The organism is Viridibacillus sp. NPDC096237 (assembly GCF_050278625.1).
GTDB lineage: Bacteria > Bacillota > Bacilli > Bacillales_A > Planococcaceae > Viridibacillus.
On sequence record NZ_JBNNTI010000005.1, the window covers coordinates 104,635 to 122,219 of the forward strand.

Consider the following 17,585-nt stretch of genomic DNA (forward strand, 5'->3'; position numbering starts at 1 on the left):
ACAGTCTTTTTATTTGTATACAGGATAGATCAGGTTTTCCGAAGCTTACCGCTCGCTTTCCGCGGGCGAGAGCCGAGCCGCTTCGTCGCTATGCTCTTGCAGGGTCTCGTCTGTCTCGCTATTCCCGCAGGAGTCGAGCGGACGCTTTTCCAAACCAATAAATACCAAAAAAATGTTACCTGCTACTTTTCTATTGACTCATGCATATTAATAGAAATTAGACTGTAGATAAACTACGAAGAAATTCGGGTTTATCTACAGTCTTTTTATTTGTATATAGGATAGATCAGGTTTTCCGAAGCTTACCGCTCGCTTTCCGCGGGCGAGAGCCGAGCCGCTTCGTCGCTATGCTCCTGCAGGGTCTCGTCTGTCTCGCTATTCCCGCAGGAGTCGAGCGGACGCTTCTCCAAACCAATAAATACCAATAAATACCAATAAAATGTTACCTTCTACTTTTCCATTGACTCTTACATTTTAATAATTGAAAGTAATTATAATCTTGAGGTGTTAAAATCGAGAACGCCACCAATTAAAGATAATTACAACTAAACAACTTATTCCACAAGATCATTTAGTTCGCAAATTGGACGCTGCTTATAAAACACGGCAAATACAAACTTCCTATTAGAAGCTAAAATCACTCTGGCCCTTCCTTATACACGTTCAAAAACAAAACAGGGATATTTTTAAAACACGAATATGTTTGATTCAATGACATATTTGGAAAGAGTATTTGGAAGAAGCAGAGCATCTTCGTCATACAAAGACAGTTAAAGAAATATATGCGTAACGTAAAATTGTAATGAGCGCAATCCAACTGCCTTTTGTCTTCGATGTAAGGTGCTTTTTATTAAAAAAGCCCCCATTATTGATTTCCCGGGAAATTTACAAACTCCATTTGTAAAAATGTATTGCTGAATGTTAGTATTAGGGGTGTTCAAGAGCAGAAAAAAATTTTTAAAAAAATAATTGCTCTTTTGAAGGTCTACACACTATTATAGTAAGGTGTTATTTTAACTGACTTAATGAGTCGAGAGGAGGGGACATGCATGATAGAAGAAACAAAGGAAAAAGATGAAGTACAATTCAATGAGGAACATCTACGTCAATTACTGGAGAATTCTGAGACAGATAATTTTCGTGAGGAATTTCTAGCACTTCATCCGTATGATCAGGCAAAGTTTTATGAGAAGGTGGGACCAGACATACGTCAGATTATCTATCAGTATCTCTCCCCTAAAGAGATGGCTGATATTTTTGAGGCTATTGAACTCGACGATGACGAATATAAAGGTATCTTAGAGGAAATGGATACGACGTATGCAGCACAAATGATTGCAGAAATGTATACAGATGATGCAGTTGACGTTTTAAATGAATTAGATAAAGATCAAATTACTCACTTTCTTAAAATAATGGATAAAGATTCGGCTCAGGATATTAAAGAACTCCTGGACTATGAGGAATATACAGCGGGTTCTATTATGACGACAGAATATGTCGCTATTCCTGAGAATTCAACCGTACGTTCAGCGATGACTATTTTGCGCAACGCTGCACCTGATGCAGAAACAATTTACTATATATTTGTTGTCGATGATACAAATCATTTAACGGGTGTCATTTCTTTGCGTGACTTAATCATAGCAGAAGAGGACACATTAATACGTCAAATAATGAATGATCGTGTTGTAAGTATTAGCGTGACTGATGATCAAGAAGCAGTCGCACAAATAATGAAAGACTATAACTTTTTAGCCGTACCGGTTATTAATTCAAAAAACGAAATGCTCGGAATAATTACAGTCGATGATATTATCGACGTCATTGATGAAGAGGCGTCTGATGACTATTCCAAATTAGCCGGTGTCTCTGATATGGTAACATTTGATAAAAGTCCATTTGCTGCAGCAAAAAAACGATTGCCATGGCTTGTTGTATTATTATTTTTAGGTATGTTAACAGCTAATTTAGTAGATTTATTTACCGGTACCTTAGAAAAAGTAGCTATCCTTGCTGCCTTTATTCCTTTAATAGGTGGTACATCTGGGAATAGTGGAACGCAAGCATTAGCCGTTGCTGTTCGAGGGATTGCAACTGGTGATGTTGAAGATGAGAGCAAGATGAAATTATTATTACGAGAAGCAATAACAGGCATTATAACAGGTGTTGTTTGTGGTCTTATTGCATTTGGTATTGTTTTCTTTTGGAAACATATGTGGCTCTTGGGCTTATTAGTAGGTTCGGCTATTTGTTGTTCAATTATCGTTGCAACAATTGCGGGTTCCTTTATACCATTGTTAATGCATCGTTTGAAAATTGACCCCGCAGTTGCATCTGGTCCGTTTATTACAACTTTAAATGATATAACAAGTATTTTGATTTATCTCGGTATTGCGACGATGTTCATTAGTAAATTAATGTGAACATCTTTTCCGGGGGAGCATACAATATGAAAAAAAGGATGTGTTAACTTGGAGAATCTTCCACTCCTTTTTATCAAAGCTCCCCCGGCTTTTTTTATTGATATTAATATTGATAGTACTCCTGATACTGAGGATGCTATTGAAGAGGTAGTTGTAGAAAATGTTGTAAAAGAGGTAACTGAACAAGAAAAATCCATAACTCCAGTTATAGAAGATGCTGAAGTCCGTCGTAAAATAGAGCGCTTGGAATTTTTATCTGCACCATTTCAACAACAAGCGTATCAACCATTGCAATTTGGTTTATCCGACGGTCGAATTATTGAAGGGATTGTCGATCGTGTAATGCAAGATGAAGTACTTTTAAAAAGTTATTCAGGTGTCGTTTATCCAACAAAAATAAATGAGCTCGTGGAAATTAAATGGCGTGGAAAAGTGTTTTAACAGCTGTCCCATAATAGGGATGGCTTTTTTTATGCAAAAATAAATCATAATTGCATAAACTAAAATTACAATATCACAAAAAGCCCCAAAAGTTAGATTACCTAACTTTGGAGCTCATTGCCTGACACTGCTATTATCCAATTTAAAACAAAGACACTACTGCCAAGTCCTTTGACTTGATATTAGTCGCATACATCTAAAAAGACGTCTTTTATACATTGAACTGCACAGAAGCAATTCAAGTCAACAGTAATACAGCTAGTTGATGCTTCAAAATCCACAACTTTACAGATCCTTGATAAATCTACATCATTACCACATTCTGTTAACAAATCAGCTACATGATCACCGTGTTTTAAAGGAATTAATACGCGTAAAGTAGCACAGCAACCATCGAAGATATCCTCTACTCGGAAAAAGACTGAGAAGCAGCTATGATCACCAGTAGCTTTAGTTCTGAAAAACGCTTTGAAAGGAGTGCCGTCTTTGTTTAATAGCATAAATACACGAGTATCAGCTTGCATACGCGCAGGGCTTACTAATGAACCAAGAGGTTCTAGGAAACAGTTAGTTGGGCAAGGGCCACAACCCTCATCAACGTTTTGGTCTTGGATGTCTTTAATTGCGCGAACTACGTCGCAAACACATCCTTTTGAAACTTTATGACCAACTGCATTATCATTTCTTCCACATCCCATTTAATTTCACCTCCTTTTCAATCTCTTTATACAATATGTCATATTAGAGAATGAACTAGGGCAACTGCCTCAATTATGCATAATTTTTCAAAATAAACGCATACTGTTTAAAAAAAGGTGACGTATATGAAGATGAAGAGTAATGTCTTACGGTTCTTGTTATTAATATGTTGTATTCAGTTATTGGTGGCTTGTAATGGAGAGCAAAAGGAGAAATTTGCTACGTATCATACAGAAGGGGATAATGGGTCGCAATCGACAATTGAAAAGCTTCTGAAAGAAGAAAAATCGATAAAAAAAGGTACTGCTGTCTTTGTGGATGACGTTGTATTGGTGGGGGTGCAGATAAAACCTTTTTCAAAATTGAAGCGATCCAAAATAGAAAAGGATTTACAGAAGAAATTTGAAAAGGAATTTCCGGGTAAAGAAGTCCTCGTTAGTACTGACTTCAAAATATCTTGGGAAGCTCAAAAGCTTATGAAAAAAGAATTAACAAAAGAAGAATTGAAAAAGAAAATTAAGAAATTACAAGATCTTGCAAAGGAAGAAACCTAATGAATCAAAAAGATTACGAGCAATTACAAACGAAACTGTCGCCTAAAACGCCAATTGGACTAAATTTATTAAAAGCTTTTTTAGTCGGAGGTATTATTTGTACCGTCGGACAAGCTATTTCTTTTTTCTATATGATGAATTTTGATTTTACAGAGCGTACAGCAGGTAATCCAACGGTAGCAACAATGATTTTCATTTCTTTATTACTAACAGGATTTGGACTTTATAAAAAGTTAGGACAATTTGCAGGAGCTGGGTCAGCAGTACCAGTTACTGGATTTGGTAATGCGGTTATTTCAGCAGCTATTGAACATAAGACAGAAGGTTTAGTGCTCGGAGTTGGTGGTAATATCTTTAAATTAGCAGGCTCTGTTATTGTTTTTGGCGTTGTTTCAGCCTTCTTTGTAGCACTTGTTAAATTAATTTTAGTAACGATTGGGGTGACCCACTTTTGATGGATAAAGGTGTAATTTATTTTCCTTCTAAGCCGTCCATTTTAGCAGCTGGAGTAGTAGTTGGTCCATTGGAGAAGAGAAGTGTTTTCGCTCAAAACTTCGATTTAGTGCTTGATGATGAAAGGGCAGATCAAAAAACTAACGAGCAAGGACATCAACATTTAATTGAAGAAGCTGCACAAATCGCATTACAAAAAAAGAAGTTAACAATGGATGCGGTAGATTTCTTTTTAGGAGGAGATCTAGTTAATCAAATGACGCCGACGAATTTTGCCGCTGCTACTATAGGTAGCCCTTATATTGGCTTGTACTCAGCATGTGCTACATCTACATCAGCCGTTATTATCGCTAGCTTACTAACCGAGCTGGGAGGGAGTCATTATGCAATCGCTGGTGCTGCAAGTCAACATAATGCCATTGAAAGGCAATTTAGATATCCTGTAGATTATGGAGGTCAAAAACCAGGGACGGCACAGTGGACTGTAACGGCTGCTGGCTATGCACTTATTGGTAAGCATTTGGAAGGGGAACCTTGTATTGAGGCTGCGACTATCGGAAAAGTAGAGGATTTCCAACAATCAGATCCATTTCACATGGGTGCCGCAATGGCGCCTGCTGCATTTTCTACGATTCAAAAACATTTAAAAGGTAGAGGACAAACAGTGCAGGATTACGATGTTATTATGACAGGTGATCTTGGCAAAGTTGGCTTGCCTATCTTAAAAGAAATGTTAAGACAAACTGGATTTACGACAAAACAGTTAGAAACAGTTCGCGATGGCGGTGCTGAATATTATGGTGATGATCCATTATTTTTAGCTGGTGCAAGTGGTGCAGGTTGCTCCGCATCTGTGTTTTTTAGCGAAATATTAGCTGAGCTAAAAAGTGGACGGATGAAGCGGGTGCTTTTAGTAGCAACAGGCGCTCTTTTATCTCAGTTATCAGTGCAACAAAATCAATCGATTCCAACCGTTGCACACGCAATCGAAGTAACGATGAAATGAGGGAATAAAATGTTTACTTCTTTTATAATTGCTTTTATTATTGGCGGATTGATATGTGTAATTGGTCAATTGCTGATGGATGTAGGTAAATTAACGCCTGCTCATACATTAAGCATACTTGTTGTCACAGGTGCAATTTTAGATGGGTTTGGCTTATATGAACCCCTTATTGATTTTGCTGGCGCAGGCGCAACAATCCCTATTACGTCATTTGGTAATTCCTTGACACACGGTGCTTTGGCAGAAGTTGAAAAACATGGCTGGATTGGAGTTTTAACTGGAATGTTCGAAGTGACGAGTTCAGGTATTAGTGCAGCTATTATATTTGGATTTATTGGCGCTTTAATTTTCCGTTCTAAAGGAAATATCGACTAGTTCAAACGCCCTCTTCTTTCTGTAAACCGTTGCATACAATACGGTTAGAGAGAGGAGGGATTTCTTATGTCTGGATTCTCAGGTTATGGTTACGGCTACGGCGGTGGCTTTGGCGGCGGAAACGAATGCTACTATGGCGGCCGTGGCCATGGTTCAACGTTTATCCTAATCGTTGTTCTGTTCATCTTGTTGATTATTGTCGGAGCAAGCTTTATCTAAGGGGGGGACTTAAATGCAAAGCTCATTCTTTCGAAAAATTGAAGGAAAAACGGGCGTACCAATGGAAGATGTACTTGCATTAGCAAACGCTATTCAATATGCAGATTTTCAAGACGAACGCCAAATTCGCCAAATTATTCGTAAAGTTTCCCAACTAGCAAATAAACCAGTAACAAAAGAGCTAGAAGAAAAAATCGTCGCATCTATCTTAAAAGATGGTAATTCTTTAGATTTAAATAAAATTCAAAAAATGCTATAGCATACAATTATATTTTCAATAATATAATAACTTAAGTCGAAAAAATGTCTTTGCAGGAAAAGTTATAGTATAGGAGGTGGTTGTTATGGGCTACATTTTACCAGTTCAGCCTTTACAAGCAACGCAATATGCCGAACGTATGAACATGAAACCGTATAATTTCGCTCATGTAAATGCAATAACAAAAGTAAAGAAGCAATCTCATTTTGAACGAGAACTTGAAAAGCGTGCTGAATTCACTGAAAAGAAATTGAACAATGAAAAAAACAAAAATCGTTGGAACTCCCTTCAAGTCCATCAACAATTCATCCATCCTAACCCAGCAGAGTTATCAAGATTTGAACTAAAGGTTACTGATAGAGGTAAATATTATAGTAAATATGTTTAAAAAACACTATAGACGATTATCTAACCGGTACTTCGAATAATAAAAAGGAGCCAATCCATGGTTGAGTTTGCAATCAACCGTGGATGGCTCTTTTTGTTGTAGATTTTAGGCATATATCTAAAAAATAAAAACATTTACTAAATAAAAAAGCTACTAAAACGTTATTCAGCGTTTTAGCAACTTATTATTAGAATTCCTTTTCCATTGCGCGATGTGGAATGCCAGAATCCAAAAATTCAGGTGATGTAATAACATAATCTTGTTTTTCGTAGAAAGGAATGGCATGTGTTTGAGCATTTAGCTTCACTTTTGCTAATTGATGACCTTTAGCGAATTTCTCTAAGTGTGTCATCATTAAAACACCGATTTGCTTTCTTCGAAAATCAGGTAAAACACAAACACGGTCCACTTTAGCTATATTACCGTCAAATATTCGTACTCGACCTGCTGCAATCGGTGCTTCGCCATTGTATGCTACGAAATGTGTTGCTTCTTTGTCGTATTCATCTTTTTCTAAAGGAAGAGGAACACCCTGCTCTTTAACGAAGACTTCCTCTCGAACAAAGAAAGCGTCTCGTAACTCTTTCTTTGTCTCAACAATTTTAGCAAAAACCAAAAATTACTCAGTCCCAGACAGTCGGAAAGTTTCGTAAACCGTCCAAGAACCGTCTTCTAATTGATAAAGTAAATGAATACGATCAATAACTTCTTCAGAATCGACATTTGTCATGCGTAGTTGACCATAAATATCATCGTGTTCACCTGAGGACATATCTTGTGCAATTGTAATATGCGGCACAAATTTATATTCTGGTTGTTGTCCGAATGATTTAGCATGCAATGCTTCATGTAATTTTTGAAGCTGTTCAGTTGCTTCCACTTTTAGATAGATAGCATTGTTCACTGGCGCAAATGAACTTACTTTTGATACGTGAATTGAAAGCGGTTTAACCTGTTTACTAATTTCTTGAATCATATTAGTAATGTCGTTCACTTTTGAATCATCTACTTCAAAAACACTTTTTAAAGTAATATGAGGTGTGATTTTAGAAAAATGCGTGTCATATCTTTTTCTATATGAATTTGCAAAGTCTTGTAATTTCTTAGATGGAAATGCAACGATACCGTATTTCATTATTCCGTACCTCCTAAGTAGTTTTATATAGTTTTTCTTAATTTTCAGTATAACAGAAAAAAGGAAATATTCATTATGAAATCCATGTTATTTACTAAAGTTTTGTTTTATGACACGTTTTAAGTCAGGTTGCCAAAACTTCCATGAGTGATTTCCTTCGAATTCATCGTAGAAAGTAGAAAAGCCTTTGTTGACTATCAACTCATGTAATTCGCGGTTAGGAGTTAGAAAATCCTTCACACTCTTATCCATTGTTACCACCTCGTGTTCCTTTTTACCAATTACGTGATAAATAGAAAAAGCACTAACTTCTTGTACTTGGTGCACTCTTTCTAGAACTTCGTCATTTACTAGAGGTGACTGCATTAATACTTTACCAAAAATGTTCGGATATTGTATTGCTGCTAGTAAGGATACTGTTGCAGCCTGCGAATCTCCAATCAATGCACGGCCCATACCCATTTGATATGTGGAATAATGCTCATCTATATAAGGAACAAGTTCATGTGCTAAAAATCGCAAGTAAGCTTGGTGTTTTTCTCCATTTGGCAAATATTTTTGTCGTCGATCCTCTACGCTTTTATAAGGTATACCTACAATTATTAAATTTTCAATTTCTCCCTGCTCTAAATAGTCATCTACTACTCGAGAAATACGACCGAGTTGAAAATAATCTTTACCATCGGATGCGATTAAAACTGAGTATTTATAAAGTGGTGAATAGTTTGCAGGTAAGTAAACTAATAGATGGATATCCTCTTGTAAGGATTCGCTGAAAAAATCTATGTCTGTGATTGTGCCACGAGTCAAAGCTGTCACTCCTTCATTTTTCTGTACGAAAATTGTAACATATAAGAAAGTAAAGGTATAATGGTAATCATAAAGAACTATATATAGAAATGAGGATGGATCATGTATAATAAAAAACTTCAAGTTTCATCAGAAGTTGTCGCTAAAGCGGCACGTGATGCTTTAGAACGTCGCGGTGTTACATTAAAGGATATCGCGGAAATTGTGTATGAAATGCAATACGCATATAATGATGGACTATCACTAGATCATTGTATTGAATCTGTTGATAAAGTACTTCATAAACGTGAAATTCAACATGCAATTTTAGTTGGAATTGAGTTAGATGAATTAGCAGAGAAAAAGTTATTATCGGCGCCACTACAACAATTAGTAGAGTCAGATGAAGGACTATTTGGCGTTGATGAGACAATCGCTCTAGGATCAGTATTTACTTACGGTAGTATTGCTGTAACAACTTTTGGACATTTAGACAAACAGAAAATTGGAATAATACAGCAGCTTGATACTAAAGCTGGTGATGGTGTACACACATTCCTAGATGATTTAGTAGGTAGTATTGCTGCATCTGCCGCATCACGCCTAGCACATCGTATTCGTGATCTAGAAGAGCAAGGGAAATCAATCAAAGACATTGATCCAAACGGTACTTCAATAGTTTAATAAAAATCTAGTCAATACCCAGATCTCTGCCGAAGACTGGGTATTTTTTTACGTTAAATGTTGAAAGTAAGCCGATAAGTATTAGTCTATGTTAAAATTGCGAGGGTGATGACAATGAAAAAATGGGGACTCCTTCTTATCGGCTGTCTAGTATTCATACTACAAGCATGTACAGAAGTAAAAGAGACAAAAACAAATGACTCAAAAAATCGAATCGATGTCGAAGTGGTAAGTATTATGGACGGCGATACGATTAAAGTAAAATACGACGGAGAAACAAAAAAAGTACGTTATTTATTAGTAGATGCGCCTGAAATGTATCATAAGCAATTAGGGGAGCAACCTTTTGGACGAGAAGCACAAACTCGTAATCGTGAAATATTGAACAACGCAAAGCAAGTTTCAATTGAATTTGATGTCGGTGAACATGAAGATAAATATGGTCGCCTTCTAGCTTACATATATGCGGATGGGAAAAGCGTTCAAGAGCAACTAATTCGGGAAGGTCTTGTACGAGTTGGCTACATTTATGAGCCGAATACGACAAATGTGAAAGATTTTGAGAAAATACAAGATGAAGCAAAATCATCAAGAAAAGGTATTTGGCAATATGATGGCTATGTAACAAACCGAGGCTTCGATAAATCGGCCGTGAAAAATGGGCTGCCTACTGAAGGACAATCTAAAACCACAAATAAATCAGATAACTCATATCAATTTAACAACACTAGTTGTTCTATTAAGGGTAATATTAATAGTAAGGGAAATAAGATTTATCATATGCCAGGTTCTAACAATTATGATGTAGTAAAAGAAGAAAAAATGTTCTGTACTGAAAAAGAAGCTGAGCAAGCAGGGTTTAAAAAAGCTAGTTAGAAAATGAAAAGGAACTTCTCGCATTTGCGAAAAGTTCTTTTTTATCTTTACTCGGAGCTTTTTGGCTTTTCATCATTTATGTTTTGCTAAATTAAAACCATGACGTTTAAAAAAGCGTAATCGTTTTTCGGTGTCTTCGTCAGCTAGATCAAGTAATTCTACTTCCAAAACAATAGGTTTGCCATTCCTTTTTAAATCCTCTAAAACTTTTCCACCAACCTAATCCCTCACCAAGTGCAGATGTAAAAACCTATAAATAATCAACAAATAAAAAATCGAGTGATCTACATATGTTAAGACGAATTTTTCGCCTTTCATTCAATTTTTCAATCCAATCCATAAGTATAACCCCTTCCAGCGTAACTTTATTATGCAGTGTATTGTTGTACAAATAAAAGAGTAATACATCAAAAGAATGAGATTAAGCTCAACAAAATGAAGGAGTCAAGAAATTTGGATAGATGCTAATATTCTTTCAAAGGGGTGGTTAGTATGAGTAGCGAATGGTCGGCAAGTATGCAAGTGGTACAAGTAAGAGTTGCAAGACCTACAGATCAAATACAACAATTAGAACGTTTTTATTGTGATGGTTTAGGGTTGAATAAAATTGGGGCATTTACCGGGCGGGGCTATGATGGACTTCCAAACGCAACATATCATTTGGAATTTACACAACATATAGATGGGAGTCCTTGTCCAGCACCCTCTAAAGATAATTTAATAGTATTTTATCTACCAAATCAGCAACAGATTAATGCGATTATCAAGAGATTAGGTGAGTTAGGCTATAATACAGTTCCTCCAGAAAACCCCTATTGGGAGAAGGAAGGCAATACAATCGAGGACCCTGATGGGTGGAGAGTTGTGTTAATGCATACAGCTGGAATTTAATATGATACTCTAAAGTAAAGTTGATTTAGGGGGCGCTCATATGACTGAAATTTGTGTAGTAAGGCATGGAGAGACAGATTGGAATACACTTGGAAAATTGCAAGGAGTAACGGATGTGCCTCTCAATAACAGAGGTATACAGCAAGCAAAAGAGTGTGGTGTGTTTTTCAAAAATGCTAACTGGTCTGCAATTTTTACAAGTCCATTATCAAGAGCGAAACGTACAGCGGTGATAATCAACGAACAATTACACATACCACTTATAGAAATTGAGGCATTTAAAGAACGTTCTTTTGGTGACGCAGAAGGTATGGACATAGAAGAACGAATAAAGGTATTTCCAAATAAACAATACTCAAATCAAGAATCTTTGGACGTTTTACTTGCAAGGTTACGAAACGGAATTGTTGATATTCACGAGCAGTATCGAAACGACAAAGTTATTCTAGTCGCTCACGGAGCAGTTATTCATGCACTCTTTACACTACTTGAGAATGGTGATACTTTTCCGCAGGAAGTACGATTAACAAATGCAGGAATCAGTTATATTTCAATTCAAGATGATAGATGGCTACTTGGTGATTTCAACCAATCAGCGCATTTATCGCAAGTCAGTGAAATAGGAAAGATTTAAGGTGTGTATGATTTTATGCATATCTTTTTTATATTAGATATAGATTCCCTCTATTCAATAAAGTTATTAATTAAAGGTATTTTTTGAATTGCAATTGGCGTATTTTTAATAAGTATTACGATATCACCTGTTAAAAAGAAACAGGTAATAAAGAGATAGATTATTTACTTTAGACATCTATTCATACATAAGAATATAAGCTTCAGAAAAAGGTAGTCCCTTTACATTAAAGGTACTAGCCTTTTTAAATTTCATTCTAAATCAATATTTTTGGAAATATTTGAAACGAAATGATACTTTCGGCTGTAGCTAGGGTTCCGCTTTTACAAGGTTAGTGACCAAGGGCTACATCTTCTGTCATTATGCAGAAGACACCTATTGACATAAAAGATCCGAGGGGAAATGTTCCGTGTATTTCGTATGCACTGATTTTTTCCTGCTCGGAGTTTTTTGCATTTTAGATGAGATAGGGGCAGTTGAAATGAAATTTTTAAAGTATATAAACAAAAATAAGTCTCATTAAGTAAAAGGAAATAGGATATCAGATATTAGTGAAATTGTTTCAGCTAATATTTGGGCAGCTTTAATATTGTTCATATTTATTATTTCTTTTCTTGAGCTCCTCTAAATGCGGAGTTTTTTGTGTAGAAAAATGTTTTATACTAAATAATGGGACTTGTGTAAAAAATGTTGATAAATATAAAAATAGGGAATAAGCAGAAAACTTCTATATTTGCGACTTTCATGATTTCTTTTTTTGATGTTGGTTATACTACTGTGAAATGAATTATCTTTGATTCGTTTTCAATTTCCCCAACTCTCATTAGTTTTATGACAGTTTTCTTTTTTTATTGTGTATTAATAATTGCAACGGTTATTGGTGTATTTATTTTTTGAAGGTATGCAAGGATTCCTTCTAATGCTTAAAGTTTCTATAGTTTTGTTATTGCCTAAAATTTGTTGTGTCACTTACTACAAAAATTCTTATCCTTAGCCAATATTGTTAGTTTTGTAAATTGAAAAACCTCCTACTATATTAAAATGGTGGGTATTTTGTCGAAAAATAATTCATTTGCAAAAAATTTCGATATTGACAAGGAGATGTTAGATTTATCAATGGATTGAGCCTGATAATTAAGGGCTTTATTGCACCGGGATATATATTTTTCGACAAAATTCGATAAAGAAAACGATGTGATTCACCACATTGGAACAATATTTTTGCGAAATTGTGAACGCTAATATTACAGGATTGTAAAAGTTGTCATAGAATATTAAAAAATAGCAGATATTCTATTAAATTATTGTTAAGCTAATTTAGCGTTCAGAACAAATCTACGTTTTGACACTAACTTTTTCAGGAGGAATTTATGTTTAATCGAAAAAAGCCAGATCCATTCTTTGAAGCTTTAGCAAAAATTGCTGTAAATGTGCAGGAGGCAATGCATTATGCCAATGACTTCCGCATTCATAGTTTGGAAGACTTAGAAGAAATTAGCAAACGAATGAAAAAATATGAAACGGATGGGGATTCTCTCATTCATGAATTAATCGTGATGCTTAATAAATCATTTATGACCCCAATTGAGAGAGAGGATATTCTAGCGCTTGCCAACAGTATGGATGACGTTCTTGATGGAATGGAAGAATGTATCGCACACTTTGACATGTTCTCGTTAATCGATATCGATGAATCAATGAATACATTTATCAGTTATATTGTGAAAAGTGCTGATGAAATTGTAAAAGCAATGGAATTATTAAAAACGAAAAACTTAATTGGTATGCGTGATCATGCCATTTTAATAAAAGATTATGAAAGCAAATGTGATGAAGTGCTTCGTACGTCCATTAAGCAACTATTCTTGCATGAAAAAGATCCAATCCAACTAATCAAGTTCAAGGATATCTACGAACAATTAGAGGATATTGCAGATGATTGCCAAAATGTAGCGAATACTATGGAAACTATTATTATGCGTAATGCATAGGAGCAGGAGTCACGAATGGATACAATACTCTTATTAACAGTTCTTGTTATTATTTTTGCACTGACATTTGACTTTATCAATGGTTTCCATGATACGGCAAATGCCATTGCTACGTCAGTCTCAACACGAGCATTGCCACCGAAAGTAGCTGTAATGATGGCAGCAGTTATGAACTTTATTGGGGCAATCACTTTTACAGGTGTTGCAAAGGCAATTACGAAAGACATAGTAGATCCTTTCGCATTGTCAAATGGTTCTGTCATCATTTTAGCTGCATTACTTGCAGCAATTATCTGGAACTTAGTTACTTGGTATTTCGGAATTCCGTCTAGTTCATCTCATGCAATTATTGGTGCTATCGCTGGTGCGGCTATTGCAGCAGCAGGCTTTGGTATCTTGAACTACACAGGTTTCTTGAAAATATTACAAGCTTTATTAATATCACCATTTATTGCGATAGTGGCTGGTTTCTTGATGATGTCTCTATTTAAAGTTATTTTCAAAAATGCCAATTTATATCGCACAAATAAAGGAATCCGTTATTTGCAAATTTGTACGGCTGCGCTTCAAGCGTTTACACATGGTACGAATGATGCGCAAAAAGCAATGGGGATCATGACAATGGCTTTAATCGCTGGCGGGTTACAATCTGGTGATGATATTCAAGGTTGGGTTCGAGTTTCTGCAGCATTAGCAATGGGACTTGGTACGTCAATCGGTGGTTATAAAATCATCAAAACCGTTGGTGGTAAAATCATGAAACTACGTCCTGTTAACGGTGCAGCAGCTGACTTAGCTTCTGCTTCAGTTATCTTCGGTGCAACATTAATCCACTTGCCAGTTAGTACTACACATGTTATTTCTTCTGCTATTATGGGGGTAGGATCTGCACAACGTGTGAAAGGTGTTAAATGGGGAGTAGCGCGTAAAATTATTTTAACTTGGATTATTACGATGCCGTCAGCAGCAGCAATGGCTGCACTAATATTCTATATTTTAAATTTCTTCTTCTAAAACTTAGTTAATAACTGCCTGACAACAGATTACAAATCGGTTGCAGGCATTTTTTATTTATATAATTAATTGAAAATTATGAAAATGTAATTTAATTGGTAGAAGAAAGGAAGTAGGGGGCTGGGTAAGTTGATTTCATTTGAAGTTGGTTTTAATGGAAACTTTACTTTTATCGTTTCATCGAATTGATAGACGGCTTTTCGGACATTCTTTGATTTTTTTTGAAAAATTCTTTTGGTGACTTTTGATTATAACGATATAAGGGCTTAGAGTGAATGTTTCTTGTTTGGAAATCATGGACAGCACCACCTTGAATAAGTCCTTTCATATAAAGGGGCAGGTGTGAATTGGAAAGAATGAAAAACTCAGAAAAACGGTAAAACTAGTTGATTGGAGTGCAGGCGGTGACTCCTTGGGAACTAGGGAACATCTTGAGACCACGCAGGAACGTTAGAGACGAGGAGGCTCAAGGTTCGTCCCCAGGAAAGCGTCTGCCGGAACGGAAATTAACGACATCGAAGTAGAAGCCATGGCTAAAATTCATTTTATGGACTTTTCCAGTACCCTTCGTTTGATAGAGCGCGTTGTTTTTTTATTTATACACGATATTAAATAGCGCGGTATTTTTTTAAAGCGACGAAATTTAAGGTGATGAATAGGATTGAGAATAATAGTAATACACCTAGATCTATTGAGATATCTGTAAAAGTAAAACCTTTATACATAACGCCTGTTAGTGCATCTGCGGCGTAGTAAAGGGGCATGATTTTGCCAATTGAAAGCAACCAATCGGCCATGCCTTCCAATGGAAATAATCCTGTAAAGAAAATTTGCGGAACAATAACGAGCGGTATAAACTGTACCATTTGGAATTCTGAAGATGCAAAGCTAGATAATAGAATGCCTAATGATAAGGCAACTAGTGCAAGTAATAAATTAATCAGTAACACATACCATATGGAGCCGATTAGAACAATATCAAGTATTTTCACCGCATATAAAACGACGATTGATGTCTGAATGATTGCAAAAAGTCCGTAGCCTATTAAATAGCCAAGTACTACTTCGTGACGACGAATTGGTGTAGCTAATAATCTTTCTAATGTACCTGTTGTCCGTTCCTTTAATAGTGCAATCCCTGCAATGAGGAATACGAAAAAAAATACAAAGAAGCCGACTAGAATCGGACTAATAATATCAAATGACTGTGTATCTTCATCTCCATATACATAATTTGTAGTCACGGCTAGCTCTGGACTTTTACGGGGAATACTAGTTATTTGTAGAGATGTTAGTGCTTGTTTTACCTGCATTTGTAATGCTTTTGCTTTACTAGGTGAATCATTTTGTAATGTCAAAGAAAGCCGCTTATTTTCAAGCGTTAGCCAACCATCTAAGTTTTCAGTAAGAGCTTCTTTTTGAGTTAGGTGGTCATACTTTTTTACTTCTATATTTGATTTTTCTAAGGTTTTAATAATTGTCGTCTCAACACCCACTACTCCAAGTTTTGGAGAGCTATCTTCATTGTGAAAGATAAAATACATTAAGCTCAAGATGAGTAAAGGTGCAAGGAATAAGAGGGCGAGTGTTCGTTTATCTCTTAGCATTTGCTGAATAATTCTATTCACTAAAGCAATAATTCTCATATTTTAGAACCTCCAGCTCGTAAAAACACTTCATCAAACGTGTCTGCACCATAAAGTGTTTTTAATTCAGTAGGCGTGCCAGTAGCGATTATTTTACCTTCTCTCATTAAAGCAAGTTCATCACATTTTTCTGCTTCATCCATAACATAGGTTGTTATTAGGATGGTTTTCTTTTCTACTTTTTTCAGGCGTTCGAGCTCTTGCCAAATAGTGAGTTTTAATGCAGGATCAATTCCAACAGTTGGTTCATCTAAAATAAGAATATCTGGATTTTGGAGAAGTGCAATGGCCAGTGATAATCTGCGTTTCATACCACCAGAATAGGTTTCTACCTTTTGGGAAAGAGCATTTGTAAGGTGGACAATATCTGCTGCATAAGCAATACGTTTGTCTCTTTCTGCTCTATTTAAAGAATATAGCTTCGCGAAAAATTGCATATTTTCCATTCCTGTTAAATCGCTATATAGTGCATCAGGTTGTGCCACATAGCCAATTTTTTTGAGTTCTTCAATCCAATTAACAGATGTGCAAAAGCACTTACAAATAAGATTCATTATTCAAAATATCAGCCTGTCTATTGATTCAGGGGAAATTTTTGGTCTAATCGGGCCATCTGGTTGTGGTAAAACAACATTAATCAAACTAATAGTAGGTATGTTAAAAGCGGATGCACATAAGATTCACTCCCTTTTACACATCAATAAATTGAGTTAATTGTACATTTAGTCTAATGTAGGGTAGAAGATATTACAATGTCAATTTGAGTCCAGAGGATACTAGATGGATGGAAAAACAATAGAAGAAATTGTGGGGTTGAGTGGTCAGTCATTCGAATTCGGTGGAATAACAAAAAACCTTATGAGCCCTTCATTTGATAGAATGGTAGCACAAGGTTTTTTGTTTGAGATTATTGAGTCTTTTGTAAGAATCACTATTCATCATAGTTGTCGAGCGGATAAAAGTCAATATGACTGAACACTTTTAGTGGATTTTGATATTATTAATAATGTACTTTAAATGAGTAAATTTCATTCAAGTAATTTCCATTTAACAAAATAAAAAGACAGAATCCACCCTTTTGGTTAAAATGAAAGCTCTGACCCAA

Annotated in this window: 22 protein-coding genes and 1 pseudogene; 17 read left to right on the top strand and 6 right to left on the bottom strand. The window is 35.8% G+C overall.

Annotated features, from left to right (window positions below; translation table 11 throughout):
- The first annotated feature begins 1,049 nt into the window (after positions 1-1,049).
- Positions 1,050-2,426 carry a magnesium transporter gene (mgtE, locus tag ACQKMD_RS05675; protein ID WP_427750242.1) on the top strand — a complete coding sequence of 459 codons (1,377 nt, stop codon included), beginning with the start codon at positions 1,050-1,052 and terminating at the stop codon, positions 2,424-2,426.
- Between the two features lie 48 nt (positions 2,427-2,474).
- Entirely contained in the window at positions 2,475-2,867 is a 393-nt protein-coding gene (locus ACQKMD_RS05680; protein ID WP_427750244.1) for a hypothetical protein, read from the top strand.
- 182 nt (positions 2,868-3,049) lie between these two features.
- Here ACQKMD_RS05680 and ACQKMD_RS05685 read toward each other — a convergent pair whose 3' ends face one another.
- Positions 3,050-3,565: a CotY/CotZ family spore coat protein gene (locus tag ACQKMD_RS05685; protein ID WP_427750246.1), complete on the bottom strand. Its 516-nt coding sequence runs from the start codon at positions 3,563-3,565 to the stop codon at positions 3,050-3,052.
- Between the two features lie 126 nt (positions 3,566-3,691).
- On the opposite strand from ACQKMD_RS05685, the gene ACQKMD_RS05690 reads away from it, so the two are divergent.
- The 7 genes from ACQKMD_RS05690 (at position 3,692) to ACQKMD_RS05720 (ending at position 6,820) form a co-directional block, all read left to right on the top strand.
- Positions 3,692-4,120: a YhcN/YlaJ family sporulation lipoprotein gene (locus ACQKMD_RS05690; protein WP_427750248.1), complete on the top strand. Its 429-nt coding sequence runs from the start codon at positions 3,692-3,694 to the stop codon at positions 4,118-4,120.
- Positions 4,120-4,575, top strand: a complete 456-nt coding sequence (gene spoVAC / locus ACQKMD_RS05695; RefSeq protein ID WP_427750249.1) for a stage V sporulation protein AC — start codon at positions 4,120-4,122, stop codon at positions 4,573-4,575. Before ACQKMD_RS05690 ends, spoVAC begins: the two co-directional genes overlap by 1 nt.
- Positions 4,575-5,579 carry a stage V sporulation protein AD gene (locus tag ACQKMD_RS05700; RefSeq protein WP_427750282.1) on the top strand — a complete coding sequence of 335 codons (1,005 nt, stop codon included), beginning with the start codon at positions 4,575-4,577 and terminating at the stop codon, positions 5,577-5,579. The genes spoVAC and ACQKMD_RS05700 overlap by 1 nt, the downstream gene beginning before the upstream one ends.
- 9 nt (positions 5,580-5,588) lie before the next feature.
- Entirely contained in the window at positions 5,589-5,954 is a 366-nt protein-coding gene (spoVAE, locus tag ACQKMD_RS05705) for a stage V sporulation protein AE (RefSeq protein ID WP_427750251.1), read from the top strand.
- 66 nt (positions 5,955-6,020) lie between these two features.
- Positions 6,021-6,173, top strand: coding sequence for a YjcZ family sporulation protein (locus ACQKMD_RS05710; protein ID WP_427750253.1), 153 nt, complete (start codon positions 6,021-6,023; stop codon positions 6,171-6,173).
- A gap of 13 nt (positions 6,174-6,186) precedes the next feature.
- A complete protein-coding gene (locus ACQKMD_RS05715) occupies positions 6,187-6,432 on the top strand; it encodes a stage VI sporulation protein F (RefSeq protein WP_427750255.1) in 246 nt (81 codons plus the stop codon).
- Positions 6,433-6,517: 85 nt separating this feature from the next.
- On the top strand, positions 6,518-6,820 hold the full coding sequence (locus ACQKMD_RS05720; RefSeq protein ID WP_427750257.1) for a hypothetical protein: 303 nt from the start codon (positions 6,518-6,520) through the stop codon (positions 6,818-6,820).
- 187 nt (positions 6,821-7,007) lie between these two features.
- Here the strand turns inward: ACQKMD_RS05720 and ACQKMD_RS05725 are convergent, their stop codons facing one another.
- The 3 genes from ACQKMD_RS05725 to ACQKMD_RS05735 all read right to left on the bottom strand — a co-directional run bounded on the left by ACQKMD_RS05725 (position 7,008) and on the right by ACQKMD_RS05735 (position 8,765).
- Positions 7,008-7,436 carry a GNAT family N-acetyltransferase gene (locus ACQKMD_RS05725; RefSeq protein WP_427750258.1) on the bottom strand — a complete coding sequence of 143 codons (429 nt, stop codon included), beginning with the start codon at positions 7,434-7,436 and terminating at the stop codon, positions 7,008-7,010.
- A 3-nt stretch (positions 7,437-7,439) separates the two neighbouring features.
- The gene (locus ACQKMD_RS05730) at positions 7,440-7,955 is read right to left on the bottom strand and encodes a YjcG family protein (RefSeq protein WP_427750260.1); all 516 of its coding nucleotides are present in this window, start codon (positions 7,953-7,955) and stop codon (positions 7,440-7,442) included.
- 87 nt (positions 7,956-8,042) lie between these two features.
- On the bottom strand, positions 8,043-8,765 hold the full coding sequence (locus ACQKMD_RS05735; RefSeq protein ID WP_427750262.1) for an alpha/beta hydrolase: 723 nt from the start codon (positions 8,763-8,765) through the stop codon (positions 8,043-8,045).
- Between the two features lie 102 nt (positions 8,766-8,867).
- On the opposite strand from ACQKMD_RS05735, the gene ACQKMD_RS05740 reads away from it, so the two are divergent.
- From ACQKMD_RS05740 to ACQKMD_RS05765, 6 genes are all read left to right on the top strand, one after another.
- Positions 8,868-9,428, top strand: a complete 561-nt coding sequence (locus ACQKMD_RS05740) for a phosphatidylglycerophosphatase A family protein (RefSeq protein WP_427750263.1) — start codon at positions 8,868-8,870, stop codon at positions 9,426-9,428.
- A gap of 114 nt (positions 9,429-9,542) precedes the next feature.
- Entirely contained in the window at positions 9,543-10,304 is a 762-nt protein-coding gene (locus ACQKMD_RS05745) for a thermonuclease family protein (RefSeq protein ID WP_427750264.1), read from the top strand.
- Between the two features lie 492 nt (positions 10,305-10,796).
- Positions 10,797-11,195, top strand: a complete 399-nt coding sequence (locus ACQKMD_RS05750; protein WP_427750266.1) for a VOC family protein — start codon at positions 10,797-10,799, stop codon at positions 11,193-11,195.
- A gap of 40 nt (positions 11,196-11,235) precedes the next feature.
- Positions 11,236-11,829 carry a histidine phosphatase family protein gene (locus ACQKMD_RS05755; RefSeq protein WP_427750268.1) on the top strand — a complete coding sequence of 198 codons (594 nt, stop codon included), beginning with the start codon at positions 11,236-11,238 and terminating at the stop codon, positions 11,827-11,829.
- A 1,370-nt stretch (positions 11,830-13,199) separates the two neighbouring features.
- Entirely contained in the window at positions 13,200-13,820 is a 621-nt protein-coding gene (locus ACQKMD_RS05760; protein ID WP_427750270.1) for a DUF47 domain-containing protein, read from the top strand.
- 15 nt (positions 13,821-13,835) lie between these two features.
- Entirely contained in the window at positions 13,836-14,834 is a 999-nt protein-coding gene (locus ACQKMD_RS05765; RefSeq protein WP_427750271.1) for an inorganic phosphate transporter, read from the top strand.
- Between the two features lie 608 nt (positions 14,835-15,442).
- Here the strand turns inward: ACQKMD_RS05765 and ACQKMD_RS05770 are convergent.
- Both ACQKMD_RS05770 and ACQKMD_RS05775 read right to left on the bottom strand, forming a co-directional pair.
- A complete protein-coding gene (locus ACQKMD_RS05770) occupies positions 15,443-16,480 on the bottom strand; it encodes an ABC transporter permease (RefSeq protein WP_427750273.1) in 1,038 nt (345 codons plus the stop codon).
- Positions 16,477-16,992, bottom strand: a pseudogene (locus ACQKMD_RS05775) (ABC transporter ATP-binding protein); the annotation flags it as partial. The pseudogene ACQKMD_RS05775 and the gene ACQKMD_RS05770, both read right to left, overlap by 4 nt.
- A 13-nt stretch (positions 16,993-17,005) precedes the next feature.
- Between ACQKMD_RS05775 and ACQKMD_RS05780 the strand changes: the two are divergent.
- Both ACQKMD_RS05780 and ACQKMD_RS05785 read left to right on the top strand, forming a co-directional pair.
- A complete protein-coding gene (locus tag ACQKMD_RS05780; protein ID WP_427750274.1) occupies positions 17,006-17,194 on the top strand; it encodes an ATP-binding cassette domain-containing protein in 189 nt (62 codons plus the stop codon).
- Positions 17,195-17,260: 66 nt separating this feature from the next.
- Positions 17,261-17,455, top strand: coding sequence for a hypothetical protein (locus ACQKMD_RS05785; protein WP_427750276.1), 195 nt, complete (start codon positions 17,261-17,263; stop codon positions 17,453-17,455).
- The last annotated feature ends 130 nt before the right edge of the window (positions 17,456-17,585 follow it).